The sequence below is a fragment of the Shewanella sp. ECSMB14102 genome (genome assembly GCF_000813075.1).
Taxonomy (GTDB): domain Bacteria; phylum Pseudomonadota; class Gammaproteobacteria; order Enterobacterales; family Shewanellaceae; genus Shewanella; species Shewanella indica.
Genome location: NZ_JWGX01000052.1, coordinates 15061 through 36601, shown reverse-complemented (window position 1 = coordinate 36601; position 21541 = coordinate 15061). Strand labels below are relative to the sequence as shown.

Below are 21541 nucleotides of genomic sequence, written 5' to 3'. Positions count from 1 at the left end.
AATCTGACTCCGGCTTTATTCTTATTCCGCCCCCATTGTAACTGAAGTCTGTTCAGAAGAAACAGGATTCAATAAAATAGCCTAATGAACGAAGAAAACGACAAAGAAGGCCTGGCGGAATTTCAGGCACTGGTATCCGGGATCACCCCGCTCGACCAGGATAAGCGCCATTTCCGCCCGCCGAGTAAAACCAAGAAGCAACTGGCTGAAAAAGAAGTTCAGATCCAGGCGGACAGTTATTTTTCAGACGTTTACCAGCCATTATTGCCAGTTAACGGCCCTATGCGTTGGTGTCGGGACGATGTAGACGCCATGGAAGTCAAACGTCTGCGTAGAGGCGATTATGTGCCTGACTTTCTTTTGGATCTGCATGGTTACCGCCAAACCGAAGCCAAGCTGGAACTGGCGGCCTTGATCCAGGCCTGTATCCGTGAACACAGCCCTTGCTGTAGTGTCATGCACGGCTACGGCACCGGCATTCTCAAACAACAGTTGCCCATGTGGCTGGCGCAGCACCCCAAGGTCAAAGCCTTTCATCAGGCCCCCAAAGAATGGGGCGGCGATGCGGCGCTGCTGATACTGATAGATATTGGCGAACATCCCCACAGACGCTAACCGCAGTTGAGCTGCCCCTTTACAGACTTAGCACTATAAATGCAAAGAACCCGGTCATGGCCGGGTTGCTTGTTTTGCTGATACTTTACCCAAGAGTCACCTTTTTAATCAGTTAAGGCGCTTGAGTTTAGGTTAATCGCCGCCCTGAAGGCTGCTTTAATCTGGAACCACTAGGCGATATTGTGCGGTCCTTGTTGCCACATCACACTTGCCTGCTGCCCATGCACATCGATAAGTGCCACTGACGAAGTTGCAAATAACGGCGGCTCAATACCGGCCACCAATTCACTGACCATATAACCCAATAATGGCATGTGGCCTATCACCAACACCTTGTCTGCCTTAAATTGTTCGGCGTAAGCCTTAACCAGGCTGGCAGCCATTTCCGGGTCGGCCGATGGCACCAATTCATCCAATACCATCCATTTACGCGGTTCAGGAAAATGCTTTCCCAGCTCCTGCCAGGTCTGCTGTGCTCTGAGATAAGGACTCACCAGCACCAGATCAAAGGCAGAGACTGAATCATTCAGCCAGTTGCTCATCTGTATCGTATGGAGGCGTCCGGCATCAGTCAGTATTCGCTCCCGATCCGAGGGTGCGTCGAAACTGGCCTCACCATGGCGCATTAGAAAAAGCTGCATACATCACTCACTACAGAAAAAAGTTCTTATGGTTCTTTGTCAATTGTAGCCCTTTATAGCGCGGCAACAAACCGCACAGCTCTCAATCTTTAGTCGAAAAATCCAAGAGATATTTGCCAAAAAAGCATAAGGCTATCAATATATAACAATCTGTCTATACGGGAGTTATCCCTTGAGCACTTGCCAGTCTGTCATTTCCAGCCCCAATGACCACCGCAGCTATCGTCATCTGACTCTGACCAACGGCCTGCGGGTATTGCTGGTGCAAGATATGCATTCTGCCCAGGCCGCCGCATCCATGGCGGTTAATGTCGGCCACTTCGATGATCCCCAATCCCGCCCCGGAATGGCGCATTTTCTTGAACACATGTTGTTCCTGGGGACAGCCAAGTTTCCCGAGGCCGGAGGCTATCACAGTTTTATCAACCAACATGGTGGCAGCAATAATGCCTGGACGGGTACTGAGCACACCAACTTCTTCTTTGCCATAGATCCCTTGGTATTTGCCGAGGCGCTGGACAGATTCAGCCAGTTCTTTATTGCGCCGCTGTTCAATCAGGAATTGGTTGAAAGAGAAAGACACGCTATAGAATCTGAGTTCAGTCTCAAGCAGAAAGACGATATCCGCCGTATCTATCAGGTATTGAAAGAGACGGTTAATCCGGGGCACCCTTTTTGCAAATTTTCCGTCGGGAATCTACAAACGCTGGGCGGAGACGAGCAACAGCTCAGGGAAGAACTGCTTGCCTTCTACAACAGCCATTACAGCGCCAACCTGATGACCCTGTGTCTGGTGGCTCCGATGGCAATTGATGAGCTGGAGCAGTATGCCAGACGCTATTTCTCGTCAATAAAAAATCATGACCTGCAAAAATCCTATCCCGAAGTGCCACTGTTCTCCTGTGAGCAACTGCAAAAGCAGATCCACATAGTGCCGCTTAAAGAGCAAAAGCGCCTGACCCTGAGCTTTGCCCTGCCCGCTATCGATCGCTTCTATCGCAGTAAACCACTGACCTTTATCAGTCACCTACTAGGAAGCGAGAGCCACGGCAGCCTGTTTTCCAAACTCAAGGACGCCGGCCTTATCAACGGACTATCTGCCGGTGGTGGCATCAACGGCTACAACTTCAAGGAATACAGCATCAGTATTCAGCTGACCGACAAAGGTTTGAACCAAACCGACAGGGTGGTTGCAGCCTGCTTCGGTTATATCAAACTCATTGCCGATAAGGGATTGGAAGATTGGCGCTATCAGGAAAGAGCCAATCTACTCAAACTGGCATTTCGCTACCAGGAACAGATAAAAGCACTGGATCTGGCCAGTCACCTAAGCATCAATATGCAGCACTATCAGGTTGAAGATACCGTCTATGGCGACTATCGCATGGATGGCCTGGATGTCGCTGAAGCCAGGGCACTGATGAGCCTGATGACTCCGGATAATATGCGCCTGCAACTGGTGGCCCAGGATCTGGATACCGAACAACAGGCGGCCTGGTATCACACCCCGTATCAAATTAAGCCCATAGAAGACGCCAGGCTGGCACTGTGGCGCAGCGCCGAGGCTGAAACCGGAATGGAGCTGCCAAAACCCAATCCTTTCATCGTTGAAGACGCCATAGCCCGAAGTGAACCCAGTCGGCATCCTGAGCCGGTGATTGTCGCCGAAGGCGCCGGTTATCGTATCTGGCACAAGAAAGATGATGAATTCAATGTCCCCAAGGGGCATCTGTATCTGTCTCTCGATTCGGATCAGGCCAGCCCCACTCCAAGACATGCCGCCTTGACCCGGCTGTATGTGGAAATGCTGCTCGATCATCTGACCGAACACACCTACCAGGCGGAAGTGGCTGGCCTCAGCTACAACATCTACCCCCATCAAGGCGGGCTGACCCTGCATTTAACCGGTTTTACCGGCAATCAGGAAACCCTGCTGGCACTGCTGATAAATAAAGCCCGGGAGCGCAGTTTTACCCAAGAGAGATTCAACCTTATCAAACGCCAGTTGCTACGCAGTTGGTATAACCATGCCCAGGCGAAACCCATCTCCCAGCTGTTCACAAGCTTGACGGTAACCCTGCAAAAACGCAGTTATGAACCACTGCGGATGGCAGAGCTGTTGGAAGATATCACCCTGGACGATCTGCATGACCATGTGAGCGCCTTCTATGAAAAAATCTACCTGGAAGGCCTGGTCTATGGTGACTGGCTGGAACAGGAAGCCCAGTCTCTGGGAAAACGACTCAGCCATATTCTGTCACTGGTTTCCAAGCCCAGCCGTGAATCGGCAAGGGAGTTGGTCAACCTTCAGGGTAAAGGCACCGTACTCAGGGAGCTGAACATAGCCCACCCGGACAGCGCCATCATAGTCTATTACCAATCCGTGTTTGCCACTCCGGAGAAAATGGCGTTGTTCAGCCTTTTGAATCACACCATGTCATCGACTTTCTTCCACGAGCTGCGAACCCAAAGACAGCTCGGTTATATGGTGGGCACTGGTTATCTGCCGCTGAACCGCCACCCGGGAATGATCTTCTATGTACAGTCACCGACCGCCGGGCCACTGCAGTTACTGCAAGCCATAGATGAGTTTATCGCCGACTTTAACTACGCCGTGATGCAGATAACCAATGAGCAGTGGGAAAGCACCAAGCAGGGATTGATCAACCAAGTCATGGAACATGACGCCAACCTCAAGACCCGCAGCCAACGTTATTGGGTCAGCATAGGCAATAAGGATTACCACTTTAATCAGCGCGAACTGGTGGTGGCACAAATCAAGCGCCAAACCCGGGCCGGGCTGATTAAGTTTATGATGGATAAAATGCGTACCAAACACAGTGACCGTCTGGTGCTGTTCAGCACAGGAGAGCAACACAGGCACCTGGAACGCCTACAAGCCGGTTCCTTGATCACTGATTTACGTGCCTTCAAACAGCAGGCTGAGCAGTTTAACCTTTAATCTCTGGGCTGCACTTGCTTAAACGGGGATTTTTTCATCCCCAATCGGTATCGCAGATTATCCCAAGAGTAAGTAAATCAGCAGCTGGAAACAAAAGGTATTATATTCAATATCAGCACAGCGTGCTTTTTAGCTGTCATTACAGTTCAATCTACCAACAGTAACATTGAACAAATTTGAGGTAAGCTTATGTGATAGAAAGGTTTAATTTTGACAATCAGGTAACTTTCTGAAAGAGTTATCACTCACGATACTGGCATCACTCATTATAAAATTTACTAAATTTATGCCTAATTTCCTGCTCTACCTCACAATGCTCTGGTGTTTGGTTATCGCCTTTGTCCCGGCTACAGTTGCAGCACTTCCTCTGATTGATACTCCCGCTCCGATCCTTCTAAAAGCAGAAACATACGGCGTTCCTGAAGGGCTCTCACAAAGCACAGTCACATCGATAACCGAGGATTCGGATGGTTATATCTGGGTAGGAACTCTCAATGGTCTTAACCGTTTCGATGGCAAGGAGTTCAAACAATATTTCGCCAATGACGGGACTGGTCTGAGAAGTTCATTCATCCAAAGTTTATACTCACACAAAGACCTTCTTTTAGTTGGCACCAACCATGGTCTCTATACCTATAATAAGGAAAAAAACACTTTTGTACCCATAAGCAGTATGAACAGTGCAGTTTGGTCTCTCCAACGAATGGAAGATTCAATATTAGTTGGTCTCAACGACAAAATAGCTAAAGTAGATCAGATAACTACTACAACCCCTAAAATCACATTATTGCAATCAGAAAATTTTCTTAATGTAAAACAGATTATCTCCTACAAAAATCTTTATATAACGCGCAATCACGATGGTTCTGTCTATCAGACAAATAAAGATTCGCAAGCAAGTAAATTAATATCAAAAGAGTCAATATCAATCAGCCAAGGAACGGAATGCATTTACATTTTAAAAGAAGATGGTATACACAGATGGAAAGATAATAAACTAACAAGCATATCTGTAGAAAAATACAATAACATATTCAGCTTGAGAAATGACTTATACGCCTTAAAAAATAACAAAGTATTCAACATTTCATCTAAAGGAGAAGAAAAGTTTCTAGGTCTAATCAAGGATGTGGCTCTCTCTACGTCAATGAGTTTCATTTATGCAGAAAAAGGCCGCATTTACATTCCATCTCTCAATAAAGGGTTTTCTGCGATAGATATTAAAAGCCAACTCGCTTCGACTCTTGCCAGTAATACTCAAAGCGTCTGGAATATACAAAAAAACCAGAAAAAAGACCTTCTAATATCAGATGACACACAAGTTCTTAAACTGCTGAATGAAGACCTCAACGTGATCTTATCTGTTGATACAGGACTAAAAGGCCCCAAAACAGCAGGACTTGTAAATGACACTATTTTCTACGGCTCTCTAAATGGATTGTATGCTATAAATGTCAATACTGGAACACGGTATCAAATAATTGATAGCCCTATAGTCGCATTAGCTGTCAATGAGGATGAAACACGAATTGCAATAAGTACTGCAAATTCCCTAATACATGAAGTTGATGTAAAAACACTCGGCATCGTCAGCCAATATGAAATAAGTGAAAAACCATCAATATTCAACATTGCTTACGAAAGCAATCAACTTTATATCGCAACTCAAGTTGGTGTCTTTACTGCCAGTAACACTACAGGCGTCAAACATATTTTTAGTGATGAGATCACTTACAGCATCGCACCAACAAAATCAGGCACATACTTAGGCACTGGGACAGGCCTAAAATTCTACAATAAAGCTACAAAAAAAATATCAACAACGTATATCGCCAACAGTCCCATTTACTCAATCGCAACTGATTCTGATGGTAATTATGTTGCCACATCCATCAGAAAAGTAATAATAGGAATCTCTGGTGAAACATATCTTTTAAATGAAGATTTCGGTAGTCAATATGAATACAATACACAAAGCGCTTCAACTTGGAGAAATGGATTCCTACTGGGAGGGATCTCCGGGTTAACCATTATTTCACCCAATGACATTGTTAACTTCAAAAATAGTCATGCGCCAAAAGCCAACCTCAATGAACTATTGATATTTAATATCCCCCAATTCGTCGATAATAGTAAACTCTCCTCAGTTCTTTCGCTGTCAAATGAGATCAAACTAAAATACTCCGATTACCCCTTCACTCTTAGATTCAATAGCCCAAAGTATTCTCATATTAAACTCGAGTACGAGTACCGGCTACAAGGGCTTTCTGACGACTGGATCAGCTCCAAAGGCATTAATTCTGCAACCTATACCAATCTTTCTCCCGGAAGCTACACCTTTCAGCTCAGAGCAATAGATCCCATCACAGGTAAAAAAGGCCAAAATACCGAACTCCAAGTAGAAATAACCCCGCCTTGGTGGCTCTCCAACATTGCCAAGGCGCTCTATGTTTTGATAATGCTGCTAATACTGACGGTTATCACCAAAGCCGTGCTGCGCAAGAGAGAGATCCAGCGCCAAATAGCCTTGAGTGAGGAGAGGCTAAAGCTCTCCCTCTGGGGTAGTGGTGATGAAATGTGGGACTGGGATATAGAAACGGGTCAGATATACCGCTCCAATATCTGGGGCTCCCTCGAGTTTCCCCGCGACGGCCAGCGTTCCGGCCATCATGGTGAAGAGAGCAATATTCACCCTCAAGATAGAGAGCGGGTAAGAGAAGCACTCAACAAACACTTTTACGGTGAAACAGATCATTTTGAAGCAACCTACAGGGTTAAAAGCAAAAATGGTGAATGGCTGTGGATCCTCGACAGAGCCAAAATTGTTGAGCGGGATGAGCATGACAATGCCCTGCGTATGACGGGAACCATCAAAAACATCAACAGTTTCAAGACAGCAGAAGAGCAGCTACGCCTATTCGAGCGGGCGATAGAGAATATCTCGGAAGGCATGTTTATTCTGGATGCCGATTTCCATTATGTTGAGGTTAACGAAGCCTGCTGTGAACTCACCCAACACAGCCGCAACCAGTTGCTCGGCACAACGCTGCAATTCAGCCGTTATCCTGACAATTACAATCAACAAATAAAGCAGTTATTGCAGCAATACGGCCGCTGGAGTAACGATATAGAAGCCATTAAGGGCGACGGTTCAGAGTTCCTGATGGAGCTCACCATAGATGCGATTTACGATGAGCAAGGGATCCTGACCCATTATGTTGGGGTGTTTTCCGATATCTCCCGTCGTAAACAGCAGGAAGAAGAGCTGCGTAAGCTCACCAACAATGATCTCCTGACCGGTCTTCCCAACCGCTCCAACTTGCAAGTCACCCTAGGCAACCTGGTGAAGAAAGATCATCACCACACCCTGATGGTACTTGACCTGGATAATTTCAAAAAAATCAATGATTCACTTGGTCACCAGATAGGTGATGAGCTTTTGATCCTGGTTGCACAGAGGCTGCAGCAATCTATACCCGGACACACCAACCTCTATCGCCTAGGTGGGGATGAATTTGCCATTCTGGTGGACAAGAATCCGGACATAGGTTCCAGTGCAGTGATAGCCAACCGGGTCATAGACGCCTTCGGTCAAGCCTTTGAACTGGTAGGCGAACAACTGGTTGTCGGCGTTAGTATAGGCATAGTGCTTTATCCCGAAGACGAGCAAAATGAGCAGGCACTGCTGAGAAAGGCCGATATTGCCATGTACCATGCCAAGTCTGCCGGAGGTAACCGCTATCAGTTCTACTCTGAATCCTTGAACCGCAATGCAATTAGGCAGTTGGAGGTAGAGAATCTCATCCGCGAAGGCCTGAAAGACGATCTGTTTGAAGTCTATTACCAGCCCAAAATAAATCTGCGTAGCGGTTTAGTGTCGGGTATGGAGGCCTTGGTCCGCTTGAATCATCCTCAGCATGGATTAATCCCACCCAATGACTTTATTCCGCTGGCAGAGGAAAATGGTCTAATTATTGAAATAGGCGACCTTGTTATGCGCAAGGCCTGCTTTGCCGCCCAGCAGTGGCGTGAACAGGGATTGTTTGATGGCCGTGTGGCTGTCAATTTGTCGTCGCGACAATTCGCCCTACCCGATCTGCAGCAAAGAATCGCGTCAATTTTACGTCTGACCCGCCTACCTGCTGCTAATCTGGAACTGGAAATCACTGAAGGGACTGTTATCAAGCATCCTGAAAAAGCCATTAAAGTCATGCAACAACTGGCAAAAATGGGAGTCTGTCTGGCACTTGATGACTTTGGCACCGGCTATTCGTCCCTGTCGTATCTGAAGCGATTCCCCATTCACAGCTTGAAAATAGATAAAGCCTTTGTTGACGATATCGATAAATCGGACAGAGATTTAAAGATGGTCGACTCCATCATCACCATAGCCCACAATATGGGGCTTTCCGTTGTGGGCGAAGGCGTAGAAGAACCCTCACAGCTGAGTATTTTAAAAGCATTAAATTGTGAAGAAATACAAGGATTTATTTATAGCAAGGCGGTTTCTGAGGCTGAATTTTCTGAATATTTGAAACAAAATATGCCTGAATTATCAAGTAAAAAGAACACGGTTTAGCAACAAAGTTCGAACAGCATAAAAACCAAAAAGTCATCAAAGAAAAATCAATTTAAAGTTAAGACAACATTTCTGGCATGACTCCTGCTTTATCTCTCTCAGCGTCAAGAAGTTAACCGCTGACTGTTACCACTACCCTGAGAGAGATAAGATAATGATTAAATTTATAGTTGCTACCGCCGCCGTTGTTACCAGTTCACTGGCTTTTGCCGCTGCACCAAACGTCAAATTCAAACCTGTTGAACTTGCTGCTGCGCCTAATGTGAAGTTCAAGCCTGTCGAGCTGGCTGCTGCTCCGAACGTGAAATTCAAGCCTGTCGAGCTGGCTGCTGCTCCAAACGTAAAATTCAAGCCTGTAGAGCTGGCTGCTGCTCCGAACGTGAAATTCAAGCCTGTCGAGCTGGCTGCTGCTCCGAACGTAAAATTCAAGCCTGTTGAGCTGGCTGCTGCTCCGAACGTAAAATTCAAGCCTGTTGAGCTGGCCGCAGCCCCGAACGTGAAGTTCAAACCTGTTGAGCTGGCCGCCGCCCCTAATGTGAAGTTCAAACCTGTCGAGCTGGCCGCCGCGCCTAATGTGAAGTTCAAACCTGTCGAGCTGGCCGCCGCCCCGAACGTGAAATTCAAACCTGTCGAGCTGGCCGCCGCCCCTAATGTGAAGTTCAAGCCTGTAGAGCTGGCCGCAGCTCCGAATGTGAAATTCAAGCCTGTCGAGCTGGCTGCCGCGCCTAATGTGAAATTCAAGCCTGTCGAGCTGGCCGCAGCCCCGAACGTGAAGTTCAAACCTGTCGAGCTGGCCGCCGCGCCTAATGTGAAATTTATATACGCCTGACCCCGGGCCTTGGAGGACTAATTATGATCATATCAATCAAAAAGTTATTGGGTCTGACCAAACCAGAGCGTAAAAGAGTGAAACTGCCGGAGGGTCTGTGTCACCTGGAAGTGGTGCCAGCCAGAGGCTGGTGGAACTGATGGAACAGCGAAAAAATAAGGGAGCATTTATGCTCCCTTTTGCTGTGATTTGGAATCAATAGACAACTCTAGAAAGCATGCTTGCTATCGCCGGGTCGAGTGGTTTTGCGGTGCGCCAATTGCCTATGTGCATTAAATAACAACATGGCGGCGGGTCCCAAAAACAACCCGGCAGCCACCCAACGTTTAACCCCCATTCCTGCCTTGAAGGCTGAATGTCCCAAAGTGTAAGCGGAGACGCCCATAGTCCCCGCCAAAGCCATCGCGCCTGCCAGTATCAGTGTCAACTCGCCTCACCTCACTTGTTGCAGCGCATCCCTTCACTGTCCAAAAGAAAGTCGGAATACTACCCCAGCAACGCTCAAAATAACAGCAAAAGGTCAGTAATTCGCCACCCAAGCCTGGCAAAAAATGGTTCGACAAAATTGCCTGACAACCTACCCCCTGGCGCTACTCCAGCCTTAACAGCTCACCACAGGACTTTTGCAGCAGACTGCGGCAACGCCACAAGCCAAGCAGTGCCACCAACAAGGCGCCACTGAGGGGAGCCAATAGCCACCATTGCCAGTGAGGACTGACTCTGAGTTCAAACACCTGAGTTTTCAAAAGCCAGAGCGCAAACTCCGCCACTGTGACCGCCAGAATGCCTGCCACGGCACCTAGCAGTGCAAACTCCAACGCCGTGGCAAGCTTAAGCAAGCTTCCCGGCGCGCCAAAGGTGCGTAGAACCGCCAGTTCTCGTTGGCGACTGGCCATGCCGGCTTCGGTCTGCGCTATCATCACCAGGGCACTGGCCAATACCACCAGCACCAACACCAGCGTCAGCGCCAAAGATACCTGGGCGACTATCTCTTTGAGCTGAGCCACCATGGCCCCCACATCTATGATGGAGACAGTGGGGAAATTACGGATAATCTCAAGCACAACGGCCTTTTGACCATCATCCAGATGAAAACTGGCCATTGAGGTATAAGCAAAGGGCGCCAAGGCTTCCTGACTGAAAATCATAAAGAAGTTGGGTTGCAAAGTTTCCCACTGCACAGAACGAATACTGGCCACTTTGACAGTCAGCGTTTGGTTATCGATAACAAAACTCAGGCTGTCTCCGACAGTAATTCCCAAGCGCTCGGCCACCCCGGACTCCACTGACACCTCATCGGTTTGCCGATTAAAATGGCCCTCAAGGATCTCATTGTTGGGCGGCAAGGTGTTTCGCCAGGTGAGATTCAGCTCCCTTGAAATCCCAAGGCGCCCTCTCTGCCCCTGTTCCTGCTCTTCGGCAGTGATCACCTCCTCACCATTGATGGCGCTGAGCCGACCGCGGATAACAGGATAGATATCTGTGGCAGCAATCTGGCGCTGAGCCATAAAGTCCGCCAGCGGCTCTACTTCGTCCGGGGCTATGTTAACCAGAAAATAGTTCGGCGCATCCTCAGGCAACTGCTTCTGCCATTCGCTGAGCAAGTCCTGACGCAACGCCATTATGGTCAGCAATAACACCAAGGCGCTGGAAAAGCCCACCAGTTGTACAGCGTTTTGTCTGGCGCGGCGCCGAAGGCCCGCCAGTGCCAGCGACAAGGGGTTGGTCGTGCGCATACCAACACTCTGCCCCAGGCGGATTAACAAAAAACCCATCAGGCTGAGCAGCACCCCGAGCAACACCACACTGGCCACCACGGTCAGAGTTAAAGGCAAAGAGCGCGAGTAAAGCCAGCCGAGCAATCCCATAGCCGCCAAACTCAGCAGCAGATGCAACCACATACCCAGACGTATTCCTTCAAGCTGGCGTTGCAACACCCTGAGCGGCGGAATAGCCAGCAGTCGCATCAGCGGATAGGCACTGAACATAAAGGCGCTGATAAACCCTGTAGCCAGCCCCAAGAGAAGCGGTCTGAGCATAGGCGGAGAATAGGCGGCAATTTCCGCAGGCAAGGCTCGGCTGATGAGATAATCCAGCACCAGACCACCGAAGATCCCCAAGATCACTCCAAGAAAGGTCACCAGCAGCAAGTGCAGACCGAACAATAAACGGATTTGTCTTGCACTGGCGCCAAAGGTTTTCAGCATGGCAACCACATCATAGTGACGCTGACAATAACGCTGGGCGGCAATGCCGATGGCGGCGCAGGCAAGGGCTATCCCCAATAAGCTCGCTAACAGCAAGAATCGCTCTGCCCGCTGCACCGCCCCGGCAATCGGCGAATCGCCGGATTGTACATCCACCCAACGTTGGCTACTGGTCAGCAGTGGCTTGGCATATTCTTCAAAACGGCTCAGCGCCTGGCTATCACCGACAAACTGATAAAGATATGTCACCCGGCTGCCGGGCTGAATGACCCCGGTTGCCGCCACATCATCAAGGCGCATCAACACCAGGGGGGAAGAAGCAAATGGATTGAAACCGGCATCGGGCAGCCTGTCTATCTCCTTGGCCAACGCCATCTGAGCGTTACCCAGCTCAACACTCTTGGGATACCCCAGCAGGCCCCCAAGACGCATTTCAAACCACAATTCACCTGGCTGCGGCAAGGCACTGGTTTCCCCTTGACGCAAGACAATTTTACCCTTGAGCGGATAGGCACTATCAACTGCCCTGACAGTGACCAACTGAAAGGCATCACCGCTGTAAACCATAGAGTTGAACTGCAAACTATGCGATTGCTTCAGCCCTAACGCGTTGGCCTGCTGCAGTATGCCTGCATCTATGGGGACGGGTGAATTAATGATTCGGTCGGCGGCGATAAACTTGGCCGCCTGGCCATTGATAGCGAGCTGCAATCTGTCACTGACCCGGGCCAGACCGGTCACAGACAACACCGCCAGGGTCAAGGCCAGCACTATCAATACCAACTGCCCTTGCTTGAGTTCGCGGCGAAACAGGCGCCATGCCAGCGTCCATTCCATCAGCGCCCCTCCTCTGCCGTTACCGATGCCGCCAGAACCTGGCTTTCTGTCTTGGCCTCATGCAAACCGGCCTCTTCCGGCAGGGTTTGCTGCCCCTGTTCATACAATCGCCCTTCGTGCATCTCCAACTGGCGCTCACAACGACTGGCCAGTTGCATATCATGGGTCACCAAAATCAAGGTGGTCGAACTCTCGCGATTGAGCTCAAACAGCATGTCGGCAACCCTGTCGGCGTTGTGTTTGTCCAGGTTGCCCGTGGGTTCATCGGCAAACAGCACCTTGGGTTCGCTGATAAAGGCTCTGGCGATAGCAACCCGCTGCTGTTCACCGCCGGAAAGCTGTTTCGGGTAATGATTGAGCCTGTGCCCAAGACCAACTCGCTCCAGCATGGCTTTGGCCCGCTCTCTGGCATCCCTGATACCCGCAAGTTCAGCCGGCAGCATGACGTTTTCCAGGGCATTGAGGGTATCAACCAACATAAAAGACTGAAAAATAAAGCTGACTTTTTGCTTACGCAGCGCAGCCTTCTGCTCTTCATTCAGCCCGGCCAAGGCACTGCCATCGAGCCAAATCTCACCGGACGAGGGGGTATCCAATGCAGCCAGTAGGCCCAGTAGGGTTGATTTGCCTGAACCTGATGGCCCAAGAATGGCCACACTCTGGCCCGGCTTGACATCCAAATTGATGCCACTCAGGATAGTCAGGTCACCTTCCTGGGTAGTGACAGTTTTTACGAGATGGGAAACCTTAATGGCACTGTTCTTCAAAATTACTTCCTTATGCTTGCGTCCGCTGGCATTGATACCATTCATATTCTTGTTCTCTGCGCAGCCCGTCAAGGCCGCTGATATACTGATCCTGGGTGACAGCCTAGGAGCCAGTTACGGCATGGCCGAGAAACAGGGCTGGGTCGAAGGGCTAAGACAAGCCCTGCCCGAGCATAACATTGTTAATGCCTCTGTCAGCGGCGAAACCACGGCCGGAGGCCTCAGAAGATTGCCTCAGTTGCTGGAGTCGGTAAAACCCTCGCTGCTGTTGGTGGAGCTAGGCGGAAATGATGGTCTGAGAGGCTTTTTGCCAACGGAGCTAAAAAACAATCTTACAAAAATCATTGCGTTGGCCCAGCAATCCGGCGCCAAAGTGCTGCTTTCCGAAGTCATGGTGCCGCCAAACTACGGCCCCAGATATGCCAACGCCTTCAGCGCCGTTTACAGTGAGCTGGCCAAGCAGCCCAACGTCACCCTGATGCCCTTCTTTATGACAGAGATAGCGCCCTTTCCCGAATTGATGCAGGCCGATGGGCTGCACCCGAACGAAAAGGCCCAGCCCAAGATCACCGCCTTTGTGCTGCCCTGGGTTGAATCGGCAATCGAATCTATCAAAGCCCCCACCACAGACGCATCTGCGCCGGCAACAGGCGGATAAGGCAATCACCGGACATAATAGCAGCCGGACATAATAGCCGCAGGACGACATCGTTAAAAACGACTAAAGGCTGCAGCTGAATACCCTCACCTTGTGCCCCATCAGTTCACTTTCTTCCTGCGGCAGCATCCCTAACTTAAGGGCTATCGCTTCCGAACCCAGGTTGCCATCCATGATCAGGGCTATCAACTCATCCACGGCGCAAATCGCTTTTATTTTTGGCAATGCATGGCTTGCGGCTTCATAACCCAGCCCCAGGCCCCAGTATTCAGGCAGATATCTGTATCCCAACTCAACCTTGCCGAACTCCGGCAGAAACTTAGGACCGCAAAACCTATCACCTTGCCGTCGGCCTTATGCTCAACCGCCCAGCGACCATAGCCATACTTGCGGTAGTCGGCAAAAATAACCTTTTCAAGCACCTGACTGGCCTCTTCAACATCCTTCAACGGCTCGCCGGGGATATATCTCAGGACATCGGAAGTACTGTTCATGGCGAACAAGGCCTGCTGATCACCATCACGGAACTGTCTCAAAATTAATCTGGGGCTTTCGATAATCAAGATTAATGACTCCTTGTGGTTCAGCTTGTTGCCTTAAGGTTGGCTAAATTTTATTAATGTTTAATAAATCATAACCATAGATTACACTAGGGCGGGCGCGATAAGTCTATAGCCGATCGGATTGAAAGTTGTTTTGTCGCAAAGAGAGTGCTGTGCAACCCGGCTAGTATGCCCATACCAGCGTGATAACATGAAACAAGGAAAGCATATGTCCCTGCAAAAAGTCTATATTCCCCTGGCCACCCGTACCAGCCAGTACATCATGGCTGAAATACTGATGACAGATGCGCTGCTCAGTCACTATGCCAGTTACGAAAACTGCTACCGCGAGATCAGCAAGTTAGTATTCCAGTTGGCAGAAAAGGAAGATCTGCACAACATTCATGTGATCGCCAATGACAAACTGCCTGTGGTGCGTTTTCACACCGAGGCCTACTGCTTCCAAACTGCCGAACAGATCCTGTTCTTTTACAACCCAGCCTACCATGAAGCCCAGAATCTTTTCTTCCAGCCGGACTACAAGGCCCGCAAGTTAAGACTGCTGTTTTTGGCTACCGGTAAGGAAATTCGCGCTAACGCCGCCAACTTCCACAACCGGGTCAACGCCGTATTGAATGGGGTGTTGGACAACCTGCCGGAGCAGGAGTTAAAGGTCAAAGTCCGCGATCACCAGCACATGGCCTACGATCTCTTCGCCCGTGCCAAGGGTGAGAAAAAGACCTATGGCTACAAACTAAGAGATATCTATCAGCGCTACAAGTCGCGCAGGTGCAAACTGCCGGAAGATCACAGCTCACTGGCCTATGTCACCGTCAGCCTGCCGTTGAGCCGCCGCCTGAAACAGAGCGTACTGGAAGAGGAGCATACCGAAGACTTCAGCCCGCTGTACCAGTTCCTTGAGGACAAGTTCCGCAGCGCGGCGGCAGGCAAGCAATTACACCGCACCGCCATGGTAGCCAATGGCTTGATGCCTTTGGTTCGCAACAGTAAGTTCGAGAAGGTGGAAAGCACTGCCGAAGCCCAGATGATAGGCTTTGATCCTGCGGCAACCGACACCCAGTTTGTCAGCCATTGGGATGGAGGTAACTTGGTGGAATCGGTGCACTTTTTGCTGGTCGCCGGTAAAGAGGATTACACAGAGCCGGGTTATGGCCGCTATATGAACCAGGTGGAAGCAGCTTTGAAAGACTTTGCCGAAGCCATAGGTTTGGATCCGGAGCGCCATGAACTGGTGCTGAGATTCCATCAGCACATCAGTTACAAGCGTTAAGACTCAAAAAAGCCGGGCTAGCCTGTACAATACCGCTCAGCCCGGCTTTTTACTTTGTTATTATGAGTGTGCTATGAATGAGTCCCCAGGGCTCGGCTATTTCCGCCCTGTGACCACATTGATTCTGGCAACATCCACCAGATCGCTCACCTGATATTTGTCGAACAGATCCAACAAAGCATCGCTGCCCTGCTCCAGTTTCAACATCATCTCTTCTTCATAAAGCGGCACCAGGCTATAAAAATTGATGCACTTGTCCTGGTCAATCTCCAAGGTGTGGAATGCATTATCAAGTAGCAGTGACGGCAGAACTATCATGCCATTTTGACGGGTATTTTCGGCAAAGGGTTCGGCAGGATCACCATTGGGTATTGTGTGTCCCCAGCCCAGCCAGCTGTCGTATTTATGCGGAAAGCGCGCCAAAAACTTAAGCTGCCTTATAGGCCAGTACCACTTTTCATCGCTAAAGGCTTCCTGACTTATCTGCCAATGCGCCGGCAAAGTGATCATCAGCTCCATAAACCTGGGGATATCCGCCCCTTCGGGGGTACTCATAGGCAAGTCACTCATGCCGGAAGTCACCAGAGTATGGAAAGGTCGCTCGTCTGTCGGTGCCACATAATGCACATCAATATGCACAGTATCCGAGATAACTTCATGAAAGACCCAGGTGACTTCACCAATATGGCGCTCAATATGTTCGCTTATCTGGACGATACACTCTTCACCCATAGGTGACTGCCATTCCTTTTCACCATCCGTGTATCTGAAAATGGGATCACCGGAAAGGCTGTATTCTTGTTCATCCTTACTCATGCCAACTCCTTTTGATTCTGACGCTTGAGGTTTTATCACTGCCTGCGAACGAAATCCAGAATAAATGATAAAAAACAAACGGTTGTTAAAATAGTGTTTATATATGGCGATAATGCCTCAATCTGTTATCTGCTGCTACTTGCATTATTTGGCGCTAATTTGGCCGGATTTCACATTGTCAGTCGGGAAATGAATCGGGATCTTGTTAACGGAATAATAACAATTATCAGGAGAGATTATGTTCAACAAGAAAAACCCCCTGACTTTGGCGTTGCTGGCAGCCGGGTTAACCCTGGGACTCATTGCCTGCTCGGATGACGACAATACATCTCAAACCACTGAACCACCGGTCGTGACGCCACCGCCGCTAACCAGCCCCTTCCCCGAAGGCGCCATCATGGTTGAAGCCGGAGACAATCTGACAACCCGAATTCAGGAAGCTCTGATCAACGCCCAGAGTGGCGCTGTGATCGTGTTGCCAAAGGGCCGATTTGAGATAGATGCCACCTTGTTGTTTGACGGCGATGTCGACGGTGACGGCAGCTATGCCCGCAATGTCACTGTCATGGGCTATGGCCGCGATGAAACCATTCTCGACTTTGCCAACGCCAACGCCGGTGACGGTATTTTTGTGCAAAACGCCCTCAATATCACCATCAAGGATCTGTCGGTCTATGAAGCCAAAAACAACGGCATCAAGCTGAAAAATACCAATGGCATCATACTGCGCAATGTCTCCGCCGTGTGGGAAGGTGAGCTGGATCAAGGCAATGGCGCCTACGGCCTTTACCCGGTGGAATGCGAGAATATTTTGATTGAAGACAGCTATGTCCGCGGCAGCGCCGATGCCGGTATCTATGTAGGCCAGTCTGAGTACATAGTCGTCAGACGCAATGTCGCCAAGGAAAACGTCGCCGGTATCGAAGTGGAAAACTCGCGCTTTGCCGATGTCTATAACAATGAGGCCATGGGCAATACCGGTGGTATTCTGGTGTTCGACCTTCCCATAGGCAACCACAAGTACGGCTCCAGCGTACGGGTATTCAACAACAAGGTTTATGACAACAATACCCACAACTTCGCCAACGCCTCTGCCAACCCGGCCGGAGTGCATATTGTTCCTCCCGGCACCGGGGTAATCATACTCTCCACCAACGATGTGGAAGTGTTCAACAACCAGATCAGCAACCACGATACCCTGGCGGTCACTGTCTCCAGCTTCTTCATCGCCGAGCCGGATGTCTCCACCTTTGCCGCCAGCTATGCCCTGCCGGGTCAGGCCATTGAAGATGGCTGGCGCGCCACACCACGCAACATCTATATCCATGACAACCAGATAAGCGGTTTTGCCACCAAGCCCAACGGTTATCTTATCGAGGATATCATCAAGGCCTACATCTACAGCCATGGCCGCTTCCCGGGGATCCTCTACGATGGCCTGGGTGAACTGCTCGCCAATAATGGTACCGGCGCCTATCTCGGCTTTGGTGAACTCCCCTTCAACCCTGACGGCAGTGAAAATGTCTGTGCCAGCAACAATGGAGATGTCAGCGTTGGCCGGCTCTACGGCAACAGCAATACCGATGTCAGCATTCCCGATGTCATGTATGAAGCCAAGCAGCAGCAACTGTTGCAATGCTCTTTGGTCAGCCTACCTGTGCATACCGTCACTTTCGGCGAACAGATCTTCGGCTGCGGCGTGGATGATGATACTGAAGGTTGTGATGGCGGCGTGCTGGTCGGCGGTGGCGGTACTATAGGAGAAGGTGAAGGCGGCCTTGAAGGCGATGGCGACCTGTCGCTGTGCAGCGCTCAAGGCTCTGGTGTGAACTGGGATGCTCTGACGGGTGCCAATTGCAGCAGCCTAGCACAATACCGCCTGTTTGCCGACGCCTCTATGCCGGCGGCCAAGCCAAACAGTGGCGGGATCCCTTACAAACTCAACACACCGCTGTTTACCGACTATGCCAGTAAGTACCGCTATGTGTTCGTGCCGGAGGGGAAACACGCCAACTACAGCAGCAATGAGGCCTTTGACTTCCCGGTAGGCACAGTACTGGTGAAAACATTTGCCCTGCCCGCCGATACCGCAACCAGAGGCGTGGACAATGAAACTCTGATTGAAACCCGGTTGTTGATCCACAGAGAGTCGGGCTGGACCGCCCTGCCCTATGTCTGGAATGCCGAGCAAACAGATGCCTCTTTGGCCAAGGCCGGTGCCATTCAAGGCAAGAGCGTGGTGCACAAGGGGCAAACCCTGAACTTTGACTATGTTGTCCCGTCAATGAATCAGTGCAAGCAGTGTCATCAGTTCAAGGCCGACAGCGCCAGTCAGGCGGTGTTTATGCCGATTGGTCCCAAGGCCCGCCATCTGAACCGTGACTACCCCTACCAGGATGGCAGCGCCAACCAACTGCTTCATTGGCAAAGCGCAGGTATTCTGAGCGGCCTGCCACCCCTTACCAGCGTCGATAAGGTACCAGCCTATGTGGATAGTGATGAAGCCACTTTGACTCAGCTAAGTGACAGCGAGTTGATGCAAACGGCCAAGGGCTACCTGGATATCAACTGCGCCCACTGCCACAGACCCGAAGGCAATGCCTCCAATACCGGGCTGAAACTGGAATATCAGCGCAGCTATGATGAAGACAACGGCTTCAGCCACGGCACCTGTAAATCGCCTGTCGCCTATGGCGGCGGCACCCTGGGCTACGATGTGGTACCTGGTAATCCGGCCGAGTCCATCATGCATTTCCGGATGCAGAGCAATGAACCGGGCGACAGAATGCCCGAAATTGGCCGTAGCCTCAGCCACGATGAAGGAGTTGCGCTGATAAGCGAATGGATCAAACGCTTGCCTGCGGCCAGCTGTTCAAAATAAAGCTGAAGCCAAGCTGGCGTATAAAAAGTAAATCATAGATTAATTCGTATCCAGAAATGAAAACGGCTGAGAAGTTATTGGTTCGTTACCAAGTAACAAATACTAAGACTCCAGCCGTTTTTCTGTCTAATCTTTGTTCAAGCTTTGAAGTCATAGTCATAAATATGAATACTGCCCTCAAGTTAGCGCACCTGATGCCTTGTCTCAAAATAGCTATGCTCGGCTTGATATTATTGCCAAGTACAGCAGGGGCCATTGGCAATGCCGCTCTCAGGCAAACTTGTCGGTCTAAGTATGGATAACCTGGCCTACAGCTTACTCAAAACAACCGCAAGCTAACTGATAAACAGACGTGATACGAGGCAATAACCTTACAAAAACATAACTAAAGCAATATGGTTTTAGGTTGACCAAGCAGAACCTTGGGCCAATGCTGACAGCAAATGACTAATTGCCCTTGGTTGAGCTGTACCGAAAATCGATTAACAGGAGTGAGTAACAAAAACAAACTGCCGAAGCTAATGGGGGCATGGATAGCTGGATACCGCCTAATTTTTTTCGAAGTCAGAGTGGCGTTTTGAAAATCAAAGTGGCGTTCGCCGCAGATCCGCAATGAACCAAAAAAATGAAGCCCCTTACGGGGCTTCATTTGGCTGACATCGCATTAAAGTGAAACGTTATGGATCCGCGCTTTCTCTTTTATGTATGACAGGTAGCTAGTGGCGCTACGTGCTGTCTTGGAATCTTTTGAGGCCAATTCAGCACGGCGGTAAGCCGACTTATAGTCTTTCAGGTTCAGGTAGGCCAGTGCCAGCTCAAACTGAGCTTCACCAGGGTTTTCGAGCCCGGCATCCAGCGCTTGCTTGAATACTGGAATCGCTTCCTTGAACTGCTGATCCAAAGCCAGCAAACGACCTTGTTTCAGGTACAACTTACCATCATTACCGACAGCAGCAGCTTGACCATAATAGGCCGCGGCCTTCTTCAGCTCCTTGGCGTTGTGGAAGAAACCGGCCAACATAGACAGGTTTTTCTCACTTTTTTCGATAAGCCCTTGTTTCATGTGCTTCTCGAAAATCACCGCACCACGATAAGCGGAACCTTTGGACGCCAACAGTTGCGACAAACGAGTGATGTTATCAGCAGTTTCCAGGAAACCGTTCTGATAGGCCAGATCGTATGTCACTGTAGCCTTGTCGAAGTCCTCGGTCAGCAGATAGAGCTGAGCCAACTGAACCCAAAGACGCTTATCATCCTGAAACAGGGGTACCATAGTTTCCAGAACACCAACCGCTTTCTTGTACTGCTTGAGGTTGAAGTAAGCCTGGAACTTAAGCTGGTACAGGTTCTTGTCGGGCGTTTCGGCCAATGACAAACCTTTGTCCGCTGTTTTCAGCACGTTTGGATAGTCTTTCAGTTCTGTATAAGCAATACCGATACGGCGGTAGACCACAGGATCTTGCTTACAGGAGAAGTCCATCCACTTGTTGTAGTAGGTGATAGCTTCTTTAAACTTCTTCTCCTGCAGCAGCAGATCCGCATACAACTTAAGAGTTGCACTGTGGTCGGTTCCACCGAGGATATCGGCTTCTACTGCCTGCTTAAGGTACTTGATGGAAGTGCCCATCTGACCTTTTTCAGCGTAGAAGTTACCCAGCATACGGGCAATATAGGCCTTGTCGAAGTCATTACGGGCGTTGGCTTCCAGCAATACTGCAATTGCTTCGTCCAGATTACCGTCCTGATAGGCTTCAAAGGATCTCTGCACCTTTTTGGCAGCAGTTTGACCCACTGCCTTAGCCTGACGCTGGTCGATAGGACACTTCTCAGCGGCCTGGGCGATTGGCGCCATCAGTACTGCACTGCCTGACAAAGTCAACAGCATGGCTGCAGCAAGCTTATTCACTTTTTGCATC

General features: G+C 49.8%; 13 protein-coding genes and 1 pseudogene. 7 read left to right on the top strand and 7 right to left on the bottom strand.

Going from position 1 to position 21541, the window contains the following annotated elements; translation table 11 throughout:
• Positions 1-84: 84 nt before the first annotated feature.
• A complete protein-coding gene (smrB, locus tag RC73_RS16110; RefSeq protein WP_039035610.1) occupies positions 85-615 on the top strand; it encodes an endonuclease SmrB in 531 nt (176 codons plus the stop codon).
• 170 nt (positions 616-785) lie between these two features.
• Here smrB and sixA read toward each other — a convergent pair whose 3' ends face one another.
• The gene (gene sixA / locus RC73_RS16105) at positions 786-1256 is read right to left on the bottom strand and encodes a phosphohistidine phosphatase SixA (RefSeq protein WP_039035609.1); all 471 of its coding nucleotides are present in this window, start codon (positions 1254-1256) and stop codon (positions 786-788) included.
• Positions 1257-1428: 172 nt separating this feature from the next.
• Between sixA and RC73_RS16100 the strand changes: the two genes are divergently transcribed.
• From RC73_RS16100 to RC73_RS16090, 3 genes are all read left to right on the top strand, one after another.
• Entirely contained in the window at positions 1429-4218 is a 2790-nt protein-coding gene (locus RC73_RS16100; protein WP_039035608.1) for an insulinase family protein, read from the top strand.
• A gap of 286 nt (positions 4219-4504) precedes the next feature.
• Positions 4505-8797, top strand: coding sequence for an EAL domain-containing protein (locus RC73_RS16095; protein WP_039035607.1), 4293 nt, complete (start codon positions 4505-4507; stop codon positions 8795-8797).
• Between the two features lie 154 nt (positions 8798-8951).
• On the top strand, positions 8952-9626 hold the full coding sequence (locus RC73_RS16090; protein ID WP_052248248.1) for a hypothetical protein: 675 nt from the start codon (positions 8952-8954) through the stop codon (positions 9624-9626).
• A 208-nt stretch (positions 9627-9834) separates the two neighbouring features.
• On the opposite strand, the gene RC73_RS16085 is transcribed toward RC73_RS16090, so the two are convergent.
• From RC73_RS16085 to RC73_RS16075, 3 genes are all read right to left on the bottom strand, one after another.
• The gene (locus RC73_RS16085) at positions 9835-10053 is read right to left on the bottom strand and encodes a hypothetical protein (RefSeq protein WP_233962775.1); all 219 of its coding nucleotides are present in this window, start codon (positions 10051-10053) and stop codon (positions 9835-9837) included.
• Between the two features lie 163 nt (positions 10054-10216).
• Positions 10217-12670 (bottom strand): ABC transporter permease, encoded by a 2454-nt coding sequence (locus RC73_RS16080; protein ID WP_039035605.1) that lies wholly within the window; start codon positions 12668-12670, stop codon positions 10217-10219.
• Entirely contained in the window at positions 12670-13482 is an 813-nt protein-coding gene (locus RC73_RS16075; RefSeq protein WP_082014356.1) for an ABC transporter ATP-binding protein, read from the bottom strand. Before RC73_RS16075 ends, RC73_RS16080 begins: the two co-directional genes overlap by 1 nt.
• On the opposite strand from RC73_RS16075, the gene RC73_RS16070 reads away from it, so the two are divergent.
• Positions 13481-14095 carry an arylesterase gene (locus RC73_RS16070; protein WP_233962807.1) on the top strand — a complete coding sequence of 205 codons (615 nt, stop codon included), beginning with the start codon at positions 13481-13483 and terminating at the stop codon, positions 14093-14095. The two genes, RC73_RS16075 and RC73_RS16070, sit on opposite strands and share 2 nt — an antisense overlap.
• Positions 14096-14158: 63 nt before the next feature.
• Here RC73_RS16070 and RC73_RS16065 read toward each other — a convergent pair.
• Positions 14159-14589: pseudogene (locus tag RC73_RS16065) on the bottom strand (GNAT family N-acetyltransferase).
• A 277-nt stretch (positions 14590-14866) separates the two neighbouring features.
• On the opposite strand from RC73_RS16065, the gene RC73_RS16060 reads away from it, so the two are divergent.
• Complete coding sequence (locus tag RC73_RS16060; RefSeq protein WP_039035604.1) at positions 14867-15928, top strand: DUF3083 family protein; 1062 nt, start codon at positions 14867-14869, stop codon at positions 15926-15928.
• 96 nt (positions 15929-16024) lie between these two features.
• Here the strand turns inward: RC73_RS16060 and RC73_RS16055 are convergent, their stop codons facing one another.
• Positions 16025-16744 (bottom strand): suppressor of fused domain protein, encoded by a 720-nt coding sequence (locus RC73_RS16055; protein WP_039035603.1) that lies wholly within the window; start codon positions 16742-16744, stop codon positions 16025-16027.
• Positions 16745-16982: 238 nt separating this feature from the next.
• Here RC73_RS16055 and RC73_RS16050 point away from each other — a divergent pair, with 238 nt between their 5' ends.
• A complete protein-coding gene (locus tag RC73_RS16050; protein ID WP_039035602.1) occupies positions 16983-19625 on the top strand; it encodes an SO2930 family diheme c-type cytochrome in 2643 nt (880 codons plus the stop codon).
• Positions 19626-20289: 664 nt separating this feature from the next.
• Here RC73_RS16050 and RC73_RS16045 read toward each other — a convergent pair.
• The gene (locus RC73_RS16045) at positions 20290-21540 is read right to left on the bottom strand and encodes a tetratricopeptide repeat protein (RefSeq protein WP_039035601.1); all 1251 of its coding nucleotides are present in this window, start codon (positions 21538-21540) and stop codon (positions 20290-20292) included.
• Position 21541: the final 1 nt, after the last annotated feature.

Excerpts from the sequence above, each read along its gene's own strand:
- RC73_RS16050 (WP_039035602.1), top strand. The coding sequence starts at position 16,983 with ATGTTCAACAAGAAAAACCCCCTGACTTTGGCGTTGCTGGCAGCCGGG.
- RC73_RS16045 (WP_039035601.1), bottom strand. The coding sequence starts at position 21,540 with ATGCAAAAAGTGAATAAGCTTGCTGCAGCCATGCTGTTGACTTTGTCA.
- RC73_RS16095 (WP_039035607.1), top strand. The coding sequence starts at position 4,505 with ATGCCTAATTTCCTGCTCTACCTCACAATGCTCTGGTGTTTGGTTATC.
- RC73_RS16090 (WP_052248248.1), top strand. The coding sequence starts at position 8,952 with ATGATTAAATTTATAGTTGCTACCGCCGCCGTTGTTACCAGTTCACTG.
- RC73_RS16080 (WP_039035605.1), bottom strand. The coding sequence starts at position 12,670 with ATGGAATGGACGCTGGCATGGCGCCTGTTTCGCCGCGAACTCAAGCAA.
- smrB (WP_039035610.1), top strand. The coding sequence starts at position 85 with ATGAACGAAGAAAACGACAAAGAAGGCCTGGCGGAATTTCAGGCACTG.
- RC73_RS16060 (WP_039035604.1), top strand. The coding sequence starts at position 14,867 with ATGTCCCTGCAAAAAGTCTATATTCCCCTGGCCACCCGTACCAGCCAG.
- sixA (WP_039035609.1), bottom strand. The coding sequence starts at position 1,256 with ATGCAGCTTTTTCTAATGCGCCATGGTGAGGCCAGTTTCGACGCACCC.
- RC73_RS16055 (WP_039035603.1), bottom strand. The coding sequence starts at position 16,744 with ATGAGTAAGGATGAACAAGAATACAGCCTTTCCGGTGATCCCATTTTC.
- RC73_RS16075 (WP_082014356.1), bottom strand. The coding sequence starts at position 13,482 with ATGAATGGTATCAATGCCAGCGGACGCAAGCATAAGGAAGTAATTTTG.